Raw genomic sequence first — 14,211 nt, forward strand, 5'->3', positions numbered from 1 at the left:
CGACCAGCTCGTACGAGACGTCGAGCATGGCAGGATACGGAACCAACAGAGCCCCCGGGCTGTCGGCAGTGTCGAGTGGAATCAACACCGCCAACAACCGGGGGCTCTGTCACGTCACCACCCCAGCTGACCAGGCCTTATAGTCCTTCAGGGGCAGGATGAAAAAGGCTCAGTGGGCTTCACTCGACGTCCTCTCCGGCTTGCGGTCGACACCGCGGCCCGGAAAAGACTCGCGGACTCGCGCGGCCGGTCGGAGACCGGGTTCGACGTCACGGGGCTGCTGGAGTCGGCCTTCCGCCCCTCGGGCCGTTCGCGTGACCCCGTCCGCGGCCCGCAGGGCCGAAGCGGCGCCCGAAGCCGCCTGTCGCGGCTTCGGGCGCCCCCGTGCTGCCAGCCGCCCCGCGTCGCCCCGCGCCCTCAGCCGAGGAGGGTCATCAGGATCATTTTGTAGAAGATGAGGTAGGCCAGCAGCGAGAAGGGAACGGCGGTCAGGAGGGTCAGCGCGCGTTCCCTGTGGGTGCGGCCCATGAGCAGCGGCACGAGGACCATGACGGCGAGGCACGCCCATGCCTGGGGGGCGTAGTGCAGGATCCAGGCGTAGTGGACGGCCTCCGTGCCGAAGACGCCCGAGAGCGCGGCGAGGCCGATGACGCGGTGGCGCGGGTCGGTGTCCCGCCACCAGGAGCCCGCCACCCCGAAGAGGGGGCCGGCGACGAACGCCATGCCGAGCCAGACGAGGGGGGCGAACAGGGAGCCCATGCCGTCGCGCGCGACCTCCGCGTAGCCGTAGTAGCCGACGACGAGGCCGGACTCGGCGAGCAGGCCCGCGACGGCGGCCACGGGCAGGCCGACCCGCCGGGCCAGCAGCGCGCCCGCGGCGAACGCGGCGACGGACCAGACCGCACCGGAGTTGGGGATCTGGTTCCAGACCCCCGGGAGCCAGCCCTGGAGCAGGTTGGTCAGGACACCGAGGAGGATTCCTCCGACGCATGCCGACGCCGTCGCGTGGACCCAGGCGGTTCTGTCCGTGTCGGGCACCGGGGCGGTGACGGGGGACGCGTTCATGGCGGCGCTCACGGTCTCTTTCGAAGGCTGCGGGGCCTCACGCCCCCTGTTGTGGCTGTAAAGATGCACGGGGTGGGCGAGGGGTTGCCTCGGCCTGCCGGATCCCGGGGCTCCGCCGACGCCCGCCCGCCCGACCGACCGACCGCCCGCTCGCTCGCCCGCCCGCCCGCCCGGAGCGTCAGGCGGAGCGGCGGGCCTTCCGGCGGTGCAGCGCGACGGCCGTACCGCCCGCGAGGACCAGCGCCGACGCCACGCCGGCGAGCGCCGCGGTGCTGTCGTTCGTACCGGTCTCGGCGAGGGTGGTGCCGTCCCCCGCCGGTGTACGGACGGCGTTGTCCTTCATGGTCTTCCGGATCCAGTGCGCGTAGGCGGGCGCGCTGGTGTAGAGACCGGGGCCCTTCGAGCACGGCACGTCCGGGGCGCCGGGGCCCGAGGTGACGCCGACGAGTTCCCACCGTCCGTTCCGGCCCTTCCGGACCTGGGGGCCGCCGGAGTCCCCGGAGCACGCCATGGCCCCGGGCGCGGGGCTGATCGTGCACAGCCGGGTCGGGTCCGCGAATCCGGGCGCGCACTCGGACACGGCGCCCAGGCGGGTGTTCAGCTCCTGGAGCCGGTCCGCGAACGCGAACGCGCCGTCGACGGTGGTGCCGAAGCCGATGAGCCGGGTCGCGGTGCCCGGCCGGCCCGCCTCCTTCGCGATCCCGACGGGCTGCTGGGCGACCGGCCGGTCGAGGCGGACCAGCGCGATGTCGTCCTTGTTGGCTCCCTTCCCGTCGCCGTTCGCGTAGCCGGGGTGGACGAAGGCGCGGTCGATCTTCCGGACGGTGCCCCCGGACTTCCGGTGGTCGCTGCCGACCCGGACGACGCCTTCCAGTTCGAGCCCGTCGCCCGTCACGCAGTGCGCCGCCGTCAGCACCCACTGCCGGTCGATCAGCGACGCCCCGCAGACGCCGTCGAGCAGACCGTACTTCGGGGCGGACTCCGGGATCGTCGCCATGAAGGGGTACGCCTCGGTGGAGTCGCCACCGTTGACAATCGCCCCGGCGCTGCCCGCCGTGAGGACGACGCAGGCGGCAGCGGCGAGGGTGCCGACGACGGCGGTGCGGGCCGTACGGCGGCGGGACGGCTTCAGGCTGGTCACAGGAGTTCCTTTTGTTCGAGAAGGTGTACGCGTTCAGCCTCGTCGCCGGAGGTCCGCCGGACCATGGCGCCGGCAGGTGGACACGCGGTCCGGGCAGCGGGGGCGAGGACGGTGGGGACATCCCCCGCCCCGCTCGCCCCGGGAGCGGACGGCCGCCCCGGAACGAGCGGGCGGGGCGGGTCCGGCGGTCGCCGCCGGGGTCGTTCAGAGCTTGTCGGCGGCCCGGACCCGGTGGAGGTGGACGAGGACGTCGTAGGCGCGCCCGAGGGCGAGGGTGGGCAGGGGGTCGGGGGTGAAGGTCGAGCCGGCGTCGTAGACCGGCCGGGCGCGGTCGAGCCAGGCGCGGGCGGCGCCGGACGCGGTCCGCAGGTCCAGGTAGAAGTCCCGGTACCCGACCCGGTCCAGGGTGTGTTCGTTCGTGCCGGGACGTGCCGCCGGGACGGTGACCGGCTTCCAGTCCCCGTCGAGGGAGGTGTCCTTGGTGAGGAAGGAGCCGCCGGCGAAGCTGAGGCCGATCGCGGCGTAGTCGCGTCCCAGGCGGTCGCGCAGGACGGCGCCCTGGGTCTCCGGGTACATGTCCGGATGGGTGGAGAGGTACCCGACGTGGCCGTTGTGGGCGGACAGCAGCATCTTGTGGCCGGTGTGGCGCCGCCACCACAGCACGTTGTCGGCCATGGCCCGGTCGCGCAGGTGCTCGGCGGCCGTGACCGAGTCCGGGTCGGCGAGGTCGACGGCGGCGAAGGCGAAGGTCTGCGCGATGTTCCGGGCGTGCTGCACGGTCCACGCGTACGCGTCGTCGTCGGCCCCCGGGCCCCCGGCGACCAGGTCGAACGCCTCCTGGGCGCGTGCGGCGTTCTCCTTCCGCTCCGCGACCGGCCTGCGCAGGTAGGCGAAGACGTCGTCGAAGGGGCGCAGCCCGGCGTACAGCCCGGTGAGCCGGGGCAGCGCTTCCGGCCGGGTCGCGCGCACGGACGCCAGCACGCGGTCGAAGACGTGGTCGCCGAGCTTGGGCGCCCCGAGGTCGTCACCCATGAAGTGGACCCGGTGGCCGGGGCGACGGCGGTTGTGCTCGCGCATCCAGCCGATCAGGCTGACGAACTCCTCGCGCTCCCAAGGGGATCCGGCCAGCGTCTCCTCCGTGATCGTCCGCGGGTCGCCGGGCCCGCCCTGGAGGTACTCGTCGATCCTGAGCCCCGCCGACCAGCTCATCTCCAGGGCGAAGGTGGTGAAACCGCGCTCCTCGACGAGGTACCGGAAGACGCGTTCCTTCATGGCGAAGAACTCGTGCGAACCGTGCGTGGCCTCTCCGAGACCCACCACCTTCGCGTTCCCGACCATGGCGCCCAGCGCCCGGAGGTCCGTGGTCCCGCCGCCGGGCTCCGTGGAACGCAGCGGGTGCGCGTCCCGTTCCAGGAAGCGCACGACGGCCGCTTCCCGGCCCGCCGCGACGGAGTCCGCCGATGTCGCGGAAGCCACCGGGGCGGTCAGCGCCGTGGCGGCGAGCACGCCCGCGAGTACGAGCGCCCCCCACCGGCCGGTCGTCTTCCTGTGGTCACGCATGGTCGATCACTCCTCGTGTGCGGCGACTCTCCGAGCCGATGAAACGATCTTCGTCCGGTACGGGGCGGATCGCGCTGGAGCACTCCACCGTCTTCGCCGGGGGGCGTCCCGGCACCGGGGCGGGGGTCATCCCCCCCTTGCGCCGGGGAGGGCCCGGTCGTACGGGTTTCACGGGGCCCGCAACCCCGGCCCCCGCCGGACGTCTGTCGGAATGAAGCCGCCGTCCGGTCCCTCGGGGCCGGCGCCCGCCCTCACGATCGTGGAGACCGTCCTGTGACGTACGACGACACGCCCCCCGCCACCCGCCGCCGCCTGCCCCGGGCCCGCGCCCTCGCCGTGTCCACGGCCCTCCTCCTGCCCCAGGTCCTGCTCGGGAGCCCCGCGTCCGCCGCGCCCCTCGACGCTCCGGCCCGGGAGTCGCGGGGCGTCGCCACCCTCACGTACGACCTGGGCGACCGGGCCCACCGGGTGCCGGGGACCGGGGAGCCGGTCGAGATCGCCGCGACGGTGCACCACCCGAAGGACCTCGACACCACGCCGAGGCCGCTCGTGGTCCTGCTGCACGGCTGGCACGAGACCTGCGCGGACCGTTCGGCGGAGGCGGCCCGCGCCGCCGCCGAGAAGGCCGGGGACTGGGACGCGTACGCGGCCGCCGGCCAGAAGCTGTTCAGCTGGCCCTGCGCCCCGGGCACCCCTCTCCTCCCCAACGAGCGCGGTTACGACTACCTCGGCGAGGAACTGGCCCGCGACGGCTTCATCGTGGTGTCCGTCCGCGCCAACGGCATCAACGCCTCGTCGGTGTCGGGCGACGAGAACGCCTCCGCGCGGGCCGACCTGATCAACCGCCACCTCGCCCTGTGGCAGCAACTCGCCACCTCGGGCCGCGGCAGTCTCGCCGGCGCGTTCCGCGACGCGGTCACCGGCGAGCCGCGACGCGTCGACTTCCGGCACCACGTCGACCTGGACAACGTCGGCACCATGGGCCACTCGCGCGGCGGCGCGGGCGTGACGTGGCAGGCGGCGGACCGCCACCGGGACCGGTGGCCCGCCGGGGTCAGGGTCGGGGCGGTCATGGCCCTGGCCCCCGCCTACAACGTCATGACCGAGGACATGACCGCGTACGGAATCACGAAGGTGCCCGTGGCCGTGGTCCTCGGGACCTGCGACGGCCAGGTCGGCCGCGAGGCCCTCTCCTTCGCCGCCGACGCGACCGCCGGAAGCTCCGCCGGATTCCACCGGATCGAGATCCCCGGCGCGAACCACAACTACTTCAACACCCAGTGGTCACCGTCCGGCGGACAGGTCGCGGCCGGTGACGACGCCGGCCACGACGACGCCCGCCCCGGCCAGTGCGCGGAACCCGGCGGCTCCGCCTACGAGCCCCAGCTGACCGAGACCGCCCAGCGCCGGATCGGCGCGGCCTACATCGGCGCCTTCTTCCGGCGGTACCTCACCCGGTGAGGAGCGGTCCGGACCCGGCAGGACCCGGACCGGCACCCTCCGCATGATCCACGCGATGTCCTGGGACCACCGGAACCGTCCGGACGGCGGGCCCGGTTCGGCCCCGATCCCGGCACAAGCCGCCCGCGGTCCCGGCGGCGGGCCTACGATCCAGCCGTGGATCCGTACTCCTCCGTCGCTCCCCCGCCGCCGTCGGCCCCGCCCGCTCCGCGCCGCTGGTGGCAGCATCCGGTGCTCGTCGTCGGCGCGCTCGTCGTGCTGCCGCCGGTCGGGATCGCGCTCGCGTGGCTGAGTCCCTGGAACCGGAAGGGGAAGATCGCCGCCACCGTAGCGGCGGTGGTCTGGTTCGCCTTCCTCCTCTTCAGTGACCCGTCGGAAGAGCCGGGGGAGGCCGGAGGGGCGAAGGGCGGCGGCCGACCGGGGGACGGCGCCGCCTCCGCCTCCACTCCCGCCTCCCCGTCTGCTTCCACGGGCATCCCCTCCCCGGCCGCGACGCCCGCCGGGCCGCCGCGGCTCGTGGGGAAGGTGCTCAAGGAGGCACGGAGGGTCGCGGACGGGGCCGGGTACGACGTCGTGACGCACGACGCCTCCGACCGGGACGACGGGCAGTGGGACGCGGGCGGCTGGAAGGTGTGCTTCCAGACGGCGGCCGGACAGCGGGGCGGGGGCCGGCCCGTGCTCGATCTCGGGGTGGTCCGCGTCGGGGCGCCCTGCCCCTCGGCGGACGGGGAGGAGATCCCCTGGCCCGCGATGCCCGACGTCGCCGGCGGGACCTTCGCGCGGGCCGGCGAGACCCTGAAGGCGGCCGGGGTCGGGAGGGTGCGGCCGGAGAGCGTCTACACCGACGTCACGCTGCCCGCCGACCCGGCCGGGTGGAAGGTCTGCTTCCAGGACCCGGGGCCGGGCAAGGAGCTGGAGAACCCGCAGTACGTGACCGCGTACCTCAAGCTCGCCCCGCCGGACGCCGCCTGTCCCGACGAACCGTACGCCCGGCTGCGGCCCGAGCCGACGCCCTAACCGCCGCCCGGCATCATGCCCGCGCCGCCCTTGAGGCGTTCGAGGTCCGAGGGGCGGACCTGGATGACGAAGAGGGCGATCAGGACGCCGACGGCGGCGAACACGGCCGCCGTCACGAAGCCCGCCGAGACGCCGGCGGTCAGCACCTGGTCGCTCCAGGGCTTCGGGAGCACACCGGTCTCGGCGAACCGGGCCTTCTCCAGGGGGCTCGCCTGCGCGAGGAAGGCGGGCACCTGCTTCTCCGCCTCGTTGCGGCCGGCCGTGCCGAAGACCGTGACCAGGATCGACAGGCCGAGCGAGCCGCCCACCTGCTGCATGGCGTTGAGCAGGCCGGACGCCGCGCCCGAGTCCCGCTGTTCGACGTTCGAGAGCGCCATGACGGTCAGCGAGACGAACATCAGGCCCATGCCGAGGCCGAAGACGAGAACCGGGCCGAGGATGCTCCCCAGGTAGGTCGAGTGCACGTCCGTCAGGGTCAGCCAGGAGAGGCCCGCGGCCGCGAGCGCCGAACCCGTCACCATGAAGGGCTTGGGGCCGTACCGGGGCAGCAGGGTGGACGTGAGTCCCGCGCCGACCGCGATGATCGCGCTGATCGGCAGGAACGCGAGACCCGCCCTCAACGGGCTGAAGCCGAGCACCTGCTGCACGAACAGGGTGAGGAAGAAGAACATCCCGAAGATCGCCGCCGCCAGGCACAGCATGATGCCGTAGGTGCCCGAGCGGTTGCGGTCGGCGAACATGCGGAGCGGGGTGATGGGCTGCCGGGAGCGCCGTTCGACCAGGAGGAACAGGGCGAGGAACAGCACCGCCGCGACGAACGAGCCGATCGTGTACGGATCGCGCCAGCCCTCCTGGGCGGCGCGGATGAACCCGTACACCAGCGCCACCATGCCGAGCGTCGAGGTCAGCGCGCCGGCGAGGTCGAAGTGGCCGGGCCGCGGCTCCGACTCCTTGACGTGGCGGGGCGTCAGGAAGGCGATGAGCAGGGCGATGGGCACGTTGACGAAGAAGATCCAGCGCCAGTCGAGCCACTGGACGAGCATGCCGCCGGCCACCAGGCCGATCGCCCCGCCGCCGGCCGAGACGCCGGCGAACACGCCGAAGGCGCGGTTGCGTTCGGGGCCTTCGTCGAAGGTCGTGGTGATCAGCGAGAGCGAGGTCGGCGAGGCGATGGCGCCGCCGACGCCCTGGAGGGCGCGGGCGGCCAGGAGTTGCCACTCGTTCTGGGCCAGTCCGCAGAACAGCGAGGCGAGCCCGAAGAGCAGGACGCCCGCCATGAAGACCCGGCGGCGGCCGAGGATGTCCCCGAAGCGCCCGCCGAGGAGGAGCAGTCCGCCGAAGGTGAGCGTGTAGGCGTTGACGACCCAGGCCAGGCTGGTGGTGGAGAAGCCGAGCGCGCTCTGGATGTGCGGGAGCGCGATGTTCACGATCGTGATGTCGAGGACGACCATCAGCTGGCAGGAGGCGATCACGAACAGGGCGATGCCCTTGCCGTCCTCGCCGCCTCCGCGGGAGGCCGTCGCCGCGGGAGCCGTCGGCTTCGGAGTGCTAGACATGAGCGTTCATGGCGTTGAGCCCTCACCGGAGGGAGCCGCCGTGGCCGGTCGGTCCACGGCCGTCAGTCCACCCTCACGACCCTAAGGCCGGCCCGAACGGGTGACCAGTCGATCAAGCGGGTGCGGGACCGGCCGGGACGCCGAAGGACACGGGAGGGGGCCGCCCTCCCGGGCCGGGCCCGGACCCGTACGCCGGGTGGTCCGCCCGGAACCGGGTGAGAATGCGGACATGCGGGCCCTTCCCGGCGCCCTCCGGCGCCTTCGCCGTCCCGACGCCCCGCGGCGTCCCCGCGCCGCCGCCGTTCCGGGGCGGCCCCGCCGCGCCGCGCCGGGCCGCGCCCGCCGCGTCCCACCGGCCGCCGCCCGGGCCCCGGCGCGCCGGCGGCCCCGTCACGGCAGGGGGACGGACCCGTGGAGCTGACGCCCTCCGCCCACCTCGACACCTTCGCCCGCGACCGGCTGCCGCCGCCGGACCGCCTGCCCCGGCTCCTCCTCGGTCTCCCCGGACCGGTCTATCCGGACCGGCTCAACTGCGGCGCGGAGCTGCTCGACCGCACGGTGGAGCGGTTCGGTGCCGACCGGCCCGCCTTCCTCGACGACGACGGCGGGGTCTGGAGCTACGGGGAACTGCTCGACCGGGTCGACCGCGTCGCCCGCGTCCTCACCGCCGATCTGCGGCTCGTGCCCGGCAACCGGGTCCTGCTGCGCGGACCGACCTCGCCCTGGCTGGCCGCCTGCTGGCTCGCCGTGATGAAGGCGGGCGGCATCGCCGTCACCGTTCTGGCCCAGCAGCGCGCCCCCGAACTGGCCTTCATGGCGGAGACGGTCCGCTGCACCCACGCGCTCTGCGACGTCCGCTCCCTCGACGGGCTGCTCGCCGCCCGGATTCCCGGCCTCCGCGTCACCCCTTTCGGCGGGGACGGCCCGGACGACCTGCTGACCCTCGCCGCCCGGCGCCCCGGCCCGTACGAGGCGGTGGCGACCGCCGCCGACGACGCGGCCCTCATCGCCTTCACCTCCGGCACGACCGGACGTCCCAAAGGCTGCGTCCACTTCCACCGGGACGTCCTGGCCGTCGCCGACACGTTCTCCGCGCACGTGCTGCGTCCGCTGCCCGACGACGTCTTCACCGGTTCGCCGCCGCTCGCCTTCACCTTCGGCCTCGGCGGGCTCGTCGTCTTCCCCCTGCGGGCCGGGGCGAGCACGGTCCTCCTCGAACAGGCCGGGCCCCAGCAGCTCCTCACGGCGATCGCGCGGCACCGGGTCTCGGTGCTCCTCACCGCCCCGACCGCCTACCGGGCCATGCTCGCCGAACCGGTCCGGAGCGCCGCCCCGGACCTCGGCTCGCTGCGCCGCTGCGTCTCCGCCGGGGAGAACCTGCCGGAGGCGACCTGGCGGGCCTGGTACCGGTACACGGGCCTGCGCCTGATCAACGGCATCGGCTCGACCGAGCTGCTGCACATCTTCCTCGCCGCCGCCGACGGCGACGCCCGCCCCGGTTCGGCCGGCCGCCCGGTCCCCGGCTGGCGGGCCAGGGTGGTCGGCCCGGACGGCCGGGAGGTCCCGGACGGCGAGGAGGGGCTGCTCGCCGTGCGCGGCCCGGTCGGCTGCCGCTATCTGACCGGCCCGGACGGGGACGGGGCCGCCCAGGAGCGGTACGTGCGGGAGGGCTGGAACGTCACGGGCGACACGTACGTCCGCGAGCCCGGCGGCCTGTTCCGGTACGTCTCCCGGGCGGACGACCTGATCATCTCGGCCGGATACAACATCGCGGGCCCCCAGGTCGAGGAGGTGCTCCTCGGCCACCCCGACGTGATCGACGCGGTGGTGGTCGGCCGTCCGGACGAGCTGCGGGGCCAGGTCGTGGTGGCGTACGCGGTGGTGCGGGAGGGGGTGCCGCGCGACGCGGGCACGGCCGCCGCGCTGCGGGCCTTCGTCCGTGCCCGCCTCGCCCCGTACAAGACGCCCCGCGAGGTCGTCTTCCTCGACGCGCTGCCGCGCACGGCGACGGGCAAGCTCCAGCGCTTCCGGCTGCGGGAACCGGTACGGGCGGAGAGCGCCTGAGCGGGGGATGCCGGACGGACCGGGCGGGGTGCCCGGTCGGGTTCACGCCCCCGGCGGCACCGGCCCGGCGGTCTCCTCCGGCGCCGCGGCGAGCCGCGAGTTGCGGCGTCCGTAGACCGCGTAGAGCAGGGCGCCCGCCCCGAGGAACACCGCGAACTGCAGCCAGGTGCGCCAGCCCGTGCCCCAGATGAGGTACAGGCAGAAGCCGATGCCGAGGAGCGGGCTGACCGGGAAGAACGGCACCCGGAAGGAGCGCGGCAGGTCGCGGGCGCGGCGGCGCAGCACCAACACCGCGAGGTTGACGACCGCCATGACGGCGAGGGTGCCGATGGTGGTCAGGTTGACGACCACGTCGAGCGGGGCGAAGGCGGCCGGCACGGCGAAGACGGCGGCCACGATCCACGTGTTGGCGACCGGGGTCGCGGTCTTCGGCGAGACCCGTTCGAAGACCTGGGGCACGAGCCCGTCGCGGGACATCGACATCAGGATGCGGGTCTGCCCGTACATCACCGCGAGGACGACGGAGGCGATGGCGACGACCGCGCCGAAGGCGATGACCCCGCCGCCCGCCGACGAGCCGGTGACCCGGTCGACGACGAGCGAGAGCGCGGCCGGGCGGCCGGCGACCTCGTCGGCGCCGAGCGCCCCGATCGCCGAGAGCGCGACCGCGCAGTAGAGCAGGGTGACGATCCCGATGCAGACGAGGATGGCGATCGGGACGTTCCGGCGCGGATCCTTCACCTCCTCGCCGGCCGTGGTGATCGCGTCGAAGCCGATGTACGAGAAGAACGCCACGGAGGCGCCCGCCGTGATGCCCCCGAGGCCGCTGCCCGCGAACGGCGAGAGGTGTCCGTCCTGGAAGGCGGAGAAGCCGACGGCACAGAAGACGAGCAGGATGCCGATCTTGAGGACGGCCATGGCGGCGGTCGCCCGCGCGCTCTCCCGGACCCCGCGCACGAGGAGGGTGGCGGCGAGCAGGATCACGATCACGGCGGGCAGGTTGACCGCTCCGCCCTCGCCCGGTCCGGCGGAGAGCGCGGCGGGCAGCTGCCATCCGGTCAGGCTGTCGAGGAGTTCGTTGAGGTACTGGCTCCAGCCGACCGCGACCGCCGAGACGGACACGCCGTACTCCAGGAGCAGGCACCAGCCGACGAGGAAGGCGGACCGCTCGCCGAGGCTCGCGTAGGCGAACGAGTACGAGGAGCCCGAGACCGGGATCGCGCCGCCCAGCTCCGCGAAGGAGAAGGCGGTGAACACGCAGGTGACCGCGGCGAGGACGAAGGAGACGACGACCGCGGGACCCGCCTTGGCGACGCTGTCGGAGAGGCCGACGAAGATGCCGGTGCCCACGATCGCGCCGACGCCGAAGCAGACGAGCTGGAAGAGGCCCATGGTGCGCTTGAGGCCGTGGCCCTCGAGGTCGGTGCCGGACTCGGCGATGAGCCGCTGCGGCGACTTGATCCGCCGGGAGGGGGCGGTCCGCGCGGGGGCGGAGGGGGGTCGCGGAGTGGACGGGGACATGCGGGGTTCTCGTTTCTGGTGCGTGCGCGCGCGAGGGGGGTCCGGGCCTGCTCGCCCGAACCCCCCTGAACCGTGCGATCGTAAACCGCACCCCGCATATTCACCCAATCAGGAGCAAAGCTATGCCCCGGGGGCCGCCGGGGCGTCCCCGGCCCCCGCCAGGGTGGCGACGAGGACGGCCTTGATGGTGTGCATCCGGTTCTCCGCCTGGTCGAAGACGATCGAGTGGGGCGACTCGAAGACCTCGTCGGAGACCTCCAGCTCGGTCAGGCCGTGCCGGGCGTGGATGTCGCGGCCGACGGCGGTGCCCAGGTCGTGGAAGGCGGGCAGGCAGTGCAGGAACCGGACGTCCCGGTTCCCGGTGGCGCGCAGCACGTCCATGGTCACGGCGTACGGGGCGAGGGCGGCGATCCGCTCGTCCCAGACCTCCTTGGGCTCGCCCATGGAGACCCAGACGTCGGTGGCCACGAAGTCGGCGCCCCGGACTCCCTCCGCCACGTCCTCGGTGAGGGTGAGGGTGGCGCCGCTCGCCTCGGCGAGCCTGCGGGCGTCCGCGACGACGTCCTCGGTGGGCCAGTACGCCTTCGGGGCGACGATCCGGACGTCCATGCCGAGCAGGGCGCCGGTGATCAGGTAGGAGTTGCCCATGTTGAAGCGGGCGTCACCGAGGTAGGCGAGGGCGACGGCGTCCAGCGGCTTGTCCGTGTGCTCGGTCACGGTGAGGACGTCGGCGAGCATCTGGGTGGGGTGCCAGTCGTCGGTGAGGCCGTTGTAGACGGGGACGCCCGCGAAGGCGGCGAGCTCCTCGACCGTGGCCTGGCTGTCCCCCCGGTACTCGATCCCGTCGAACATCCGGCCGAGGACGCGGGCCGTGTCCTTGACGGACTCCTTGTGGCCCATCTGGGAGCCCGAGGGGTCCAGGTAGGTCGTGGAGGCGCCCTGGTCGGCGGCGGCGACCTCGAAGGCGCAGCGCGTGCGGGTCGAGGTCTTCTCGAAGATCAGGGCGATGTTCCGGCCGCACAGCCGCCGCACCTCGGTGCCCGCCTTCTTGGCGGCCTTGAGCTCGGCGGCGAGCGCGACCAGGGCGCGGAACTCCTCGGCGGTGAAGTCCAGCTCCTTGAGGAAGTGGCGGCCGGTGAGGTCTGTGGCCATGGGTCGCGCTCCTGAGGGTACGGTCGGGGACTGCGGTCGGGGACGCTGGAAGTGTATACGCAGTTCAACATTTATATACAGCCCCCCTTTCCGGGACCCTTCCCTCCCCGCGCCCCTCCCCCTCAGCCGGCGTCCCGCTCCACCGGACAGCTCATGCAGCGCGGGCCTCCCCTCCCCCGGCCCAGTTCGCTGCCGGGGATCTCGATCACCTCGATCCCCTGCTTGCGCAGGTGCGTGTTGGTGGTGACGTTCCGCTCGTACGCGACCACCACCCCCGGCTCCACGGCCAGCACGTTGCACCCGTCGTCCCACTGCTCGCGCTCGGCCGCGTGCACGTCCTGGGTCGCGGTGAGGACCCGGATCTCCGGGAGCCCCAGGGCCGCCGCGATGGCGGCGTGCATCCGCTCCGGCGGATGGTCGGTCACCCGCAGGGGACGGCCCTCGTCCCCCGGTTCGATCGTGTACGAGCGGAGCATGCCGAGCCCCGCGTACTGGGTGAAGGTGTCCCGGTCCACCATCGTCATCACCGTGTCCAGGTGCATGAACGCGCGCCGCTTCGGCATGTCGAGCGCGACGATCGTGTGCGCCGAGCCCGCCGCGAACATGCCCCGGGCCAGCATCTCCACCGCCTGCGGGGTGGTGCGCTCGCTCATCCCGATGAGCACGGCGCCGTTGCCGATGACCAGGACGTCCCCGCCCTCGATCGTGGACGGATAGTCCGCCTGCCCCTCCGACCAGTGGTGGAAGGGGCCCGCCCCGGGGCCGGTGAAGAGCGGGTGGTGCTTGTAGATCGCCTCGAAGTGCACCGTCTCGCGCTGCCGGGCCGGCCAGCGCATGGCGTTGATGGAGACGCCGTCGTAGATCCAGGCCGAGGTGTCCCGGGTGAAGAGGTGGTTGGGGAGCGGGCCGAGGAGGAAGTCGTCCAGGTCGAGGGCGTGGAAACGGACCGAGGTCGGTTCCCGGTGCGCCGCCAGGAACTCCCGCTTCGTCATCCCGCCGACGAGCACCTCGCCGAGCGCGACGGCGTCGAGGGAGTCGAACGCGGCCCGCAGGTGGTCGGTGGCCAGCGGGCCGTACTCCTTCTCGTCGAAGACCCGGTCCAGGACGAGCGCGCGGGCGGCCGGCACCTCCAGCGACTCGCTCAGGAGGTCCGCGAAGAGGTGCACCTCCACCCCCCGGTCGCGCAGCACGTCGGCGAAGCCGTCGTGCTCCTGCCGGGCCCGTCTCACCCAGAGCACGTCGTCGAAGAGGAGGGCGTCCTTGTTGGTCGGGGTGAGCCGCTTCAGCTCCAGATCGGGCCGGTGGAGGATGACGCGGCGCAGCCGCCCGGTCTCGGAATCGACATGGAATCCCATGCGTCCATCCTGACGGAGCGGGACGTCGGTGGCGCGTGTTTCGCGGCAGGGGGGCCGGGGCGCGGCGGGAGCGTCCCGGGGACCGGGAGCCCGGGGCTCCGGTGCGCGGCCGCGACGGCGCGCCTTCCCTCCACCCCGGAGCGCGACCCCGGGACGGAGGACGCGCGAGGTTGGGACGGAGGACGTACGAGGCCCGGACGGAGGACGTACGAGGCCCGGACGGAGGACGTACGAGGCCCGGACGGAGGACGTACGAGGCCGGAAACGGCGGCGTCCGCCCAGGACTCCTGCGCGGCGGGGAACCGGACCGGCCGTCGGC

The 14,211-nt window shown here is 73.6% G+C and carries 10 protein-coding genes; 3 read left to right on the plus strand and 7 right to left on the minus strand.

The features are described 5' to 3' along the window. Window positions 1-417: 417 nt before the first annotated feature. The 3 genes from ACFYZY_RS16120 to ACFYZY_RS16130 all read right to left on the minus strand — a co-directional run bounded on the left by ACFYZY_RS16120 (window position 418) and on the right by ACFYZY_RS16130 (window position 3,766). Window positions 418-1,077: a DUF6518 family protein gene (locus ACFYZY_RS16120; protein WP_388694005.1), complete on the minus strand. Its 660-nt coding sequence runs from the start codon at window positions 1,075-1,077 to the stop codon at window positions 418-420. Between the two features lie 166 nt (window positions 1,078-1,243). Continuing rightward, entirely contained in the window at window positions 1,244-2,206 is a 963-nt protein-coding gene (locus tag ACFYZY_RS16125; protein WP_388694008.1) for a trypsin-like serine protease, read from the minus strand. 204 nt (window positions 2,207-2,410) lie between these two features. Further along, window positions 2,411-3,766 carry an erythromycin esterase family protein gene (locus ACFYZY_RS16130; RefSeq protein WP_388694011.1) on the minus strand — a complete coding sequence of 452 codons (1,356 nt, stop codon included), beginning with the start codon at window positions 3,764-3,766 and terminating at the stop codon, window positions 2,411-2,413. Window positions 3,767-4,039: 273 nt separating this feature from the next. On the opposite strand from ACFYZY_RS16130, the gene ACFYZY_RS16135 reads away from it, so the two are divergent. Together ACFYZY_RS16135 and ACFYZY_RS16140 are read left to right on the plus strand one after the other, a co-directional pair. Continuing rightward, the gene (locus ACFYZY_RS16135) at window positions 4,040-5,227 is read left to right on the plus strand and encodes an alpha/beta hydrolase (RefSeq protein WP_388694014.1); all 1,188 of its coding nucleotides are present in this window, start codon (window positions 4,040-4,042) and stop codon (window positions 5,225-5,227) included. Between the two features lie 156 nt (window positions 5,228-5,383). Next, the gene (locus ACFYZY_RS16140; RefSeq protein WP_388694017.1) at window positions 5,384-6,244 is read left to right on the plus strand and encodes a PASTA domain-containing protein; all 861 of its coding nucleotides are present in this window, start codon (window positions 5,384-5,386) and stop codon (window positions 6,242-6,244) included. Here the strand turns inward: ACFYZY_RS16140 and ACFYZY_RS16145 are convergent. After that, window positions 6,241-7,800, minus strand: coding sequence for an MFS transporter (locus ACFYZY_RS16145; protein ID WP_388694020.1), 1,560 nt, complete (start codon window positions 7,798-7,800; stop codon window positions 6,241-6,243). The two genes, ACFYZY_RS16140 and ACFYZY_RS16145, sit on opposite strands and share 4 nt — an antisense overlap. 411 nt (window positions 7,801-8,211) lie before the next feature. Between ACFYZY_RS16145 and ACFYZY_RS16150 the strand changes: the two genes are divergently transcribed. Further along, on the plus strand, window positions 8,212-9,864 hold the full coding sequence (locus tag ACFYZY_RS16150; RefSeq protein ID WP_388694022.1) for an AMP-binding protein: 1,653 nt from the start codon (window positions 8,212-8,214) through the stop codon (window positions 9,862-9,864). Window positions 9,865-9,906: 42 nt separating this feature from the next. On the opposite strand, the gene ACFYZY_RS16155 is transcribed toward ACFYZY_RS16150, so the two are convergent. The 3 genes from ACFYZY_RS16155 to ACFYZY_RS16165 form a co-directional block, all read right to left on the minus strand. Next, window positions 9,907-11,385, minus strand: coding sequence for an amino acid permease (locus ACFYZY_RS16155; protein WP_388694025.1), 1,479 nt, complete (start codon window positions 11,383-11,385; stop codon window positions 9,907-9,909). A gap of 120 nt (window positions 11,386-11,505) precedes the next feature. Continuing rightward, the gene (gene argF, locus ACFYZY_RS16160) at window positions 11,506-12,537 is read right to left on the minus strand and encodes an ornithine carbamoyltransferase (RefSeq protein WP_388694028.1); all 1,032 of its coding nucleotides are present in this window, start codon (window positions 12,535-12,537) and stop codon (window positions 11,506-11,508) included. Window positions 12,538-12,659: 122 nt separating this feature from the next. After that, window positions 12,660-13,892, minus strand: a complete 1,233-nt coding sequence (locus ACFYZY_RS16165; protein WP_388694030.1) for an arginine deiminase — start codon at window positions 13,890-13,892, stop codon at window positions 12,660-12,662. Window positions 13,893-14,211: the final 319 nt, after the last annotated feature.

The organism is Streptomyces sp. NPDC001744, from assembly GCF_042892575.1.
Classification (GTDB): domain Bacteria; phylum Actinomycetota; class Actinomycetes; order Streptomycetales; family Streptomycetaceae; genus Streptomyces.

What these genes read in the sequence shown, in the direction of transcription:
- argF (WP_388694028.1), bottom strand. Translation starts at nt 12,537, where the DNA reads ATGGCCACAGACCTCACCGGCCGCCACTTCCTCAAGGAGCTGGACTTC.
- ACFYZY_RS16155 (WP_388694025.1), bottom strand. Translation starts at nt 11,385, where the DNA reads ATGTCCCCGTCCACTCCGCGACCCCCCTCCGCCCCCGCGCGGACCGCC.
- ACFYZY_RS16165 (WP_388694030.1), bottom strand. Translation starts at nt 13,892, where the DNA reads ATGGGATTCCATGTCGATTCCGAGACCGGGCGGCTGCGCCGCGTCATC.
- ACFYZY_RS16145 (WP_388694020.1), bottom strand. Translation starts at nt 7,800, where the DNA reads ATGTCTAGCACTCCGAAGCCGACGGCTCCCGCGGCGACGGCCTCCCGC.
- ACFYZY_RS16130 (WP_388694011.1), bottom strand. Translation starts at nt 3,766, where the DNA reads ATGCGTGACCACAGGAAGACGACCGGCCGGTGGGGGGCGCTCGTACTC.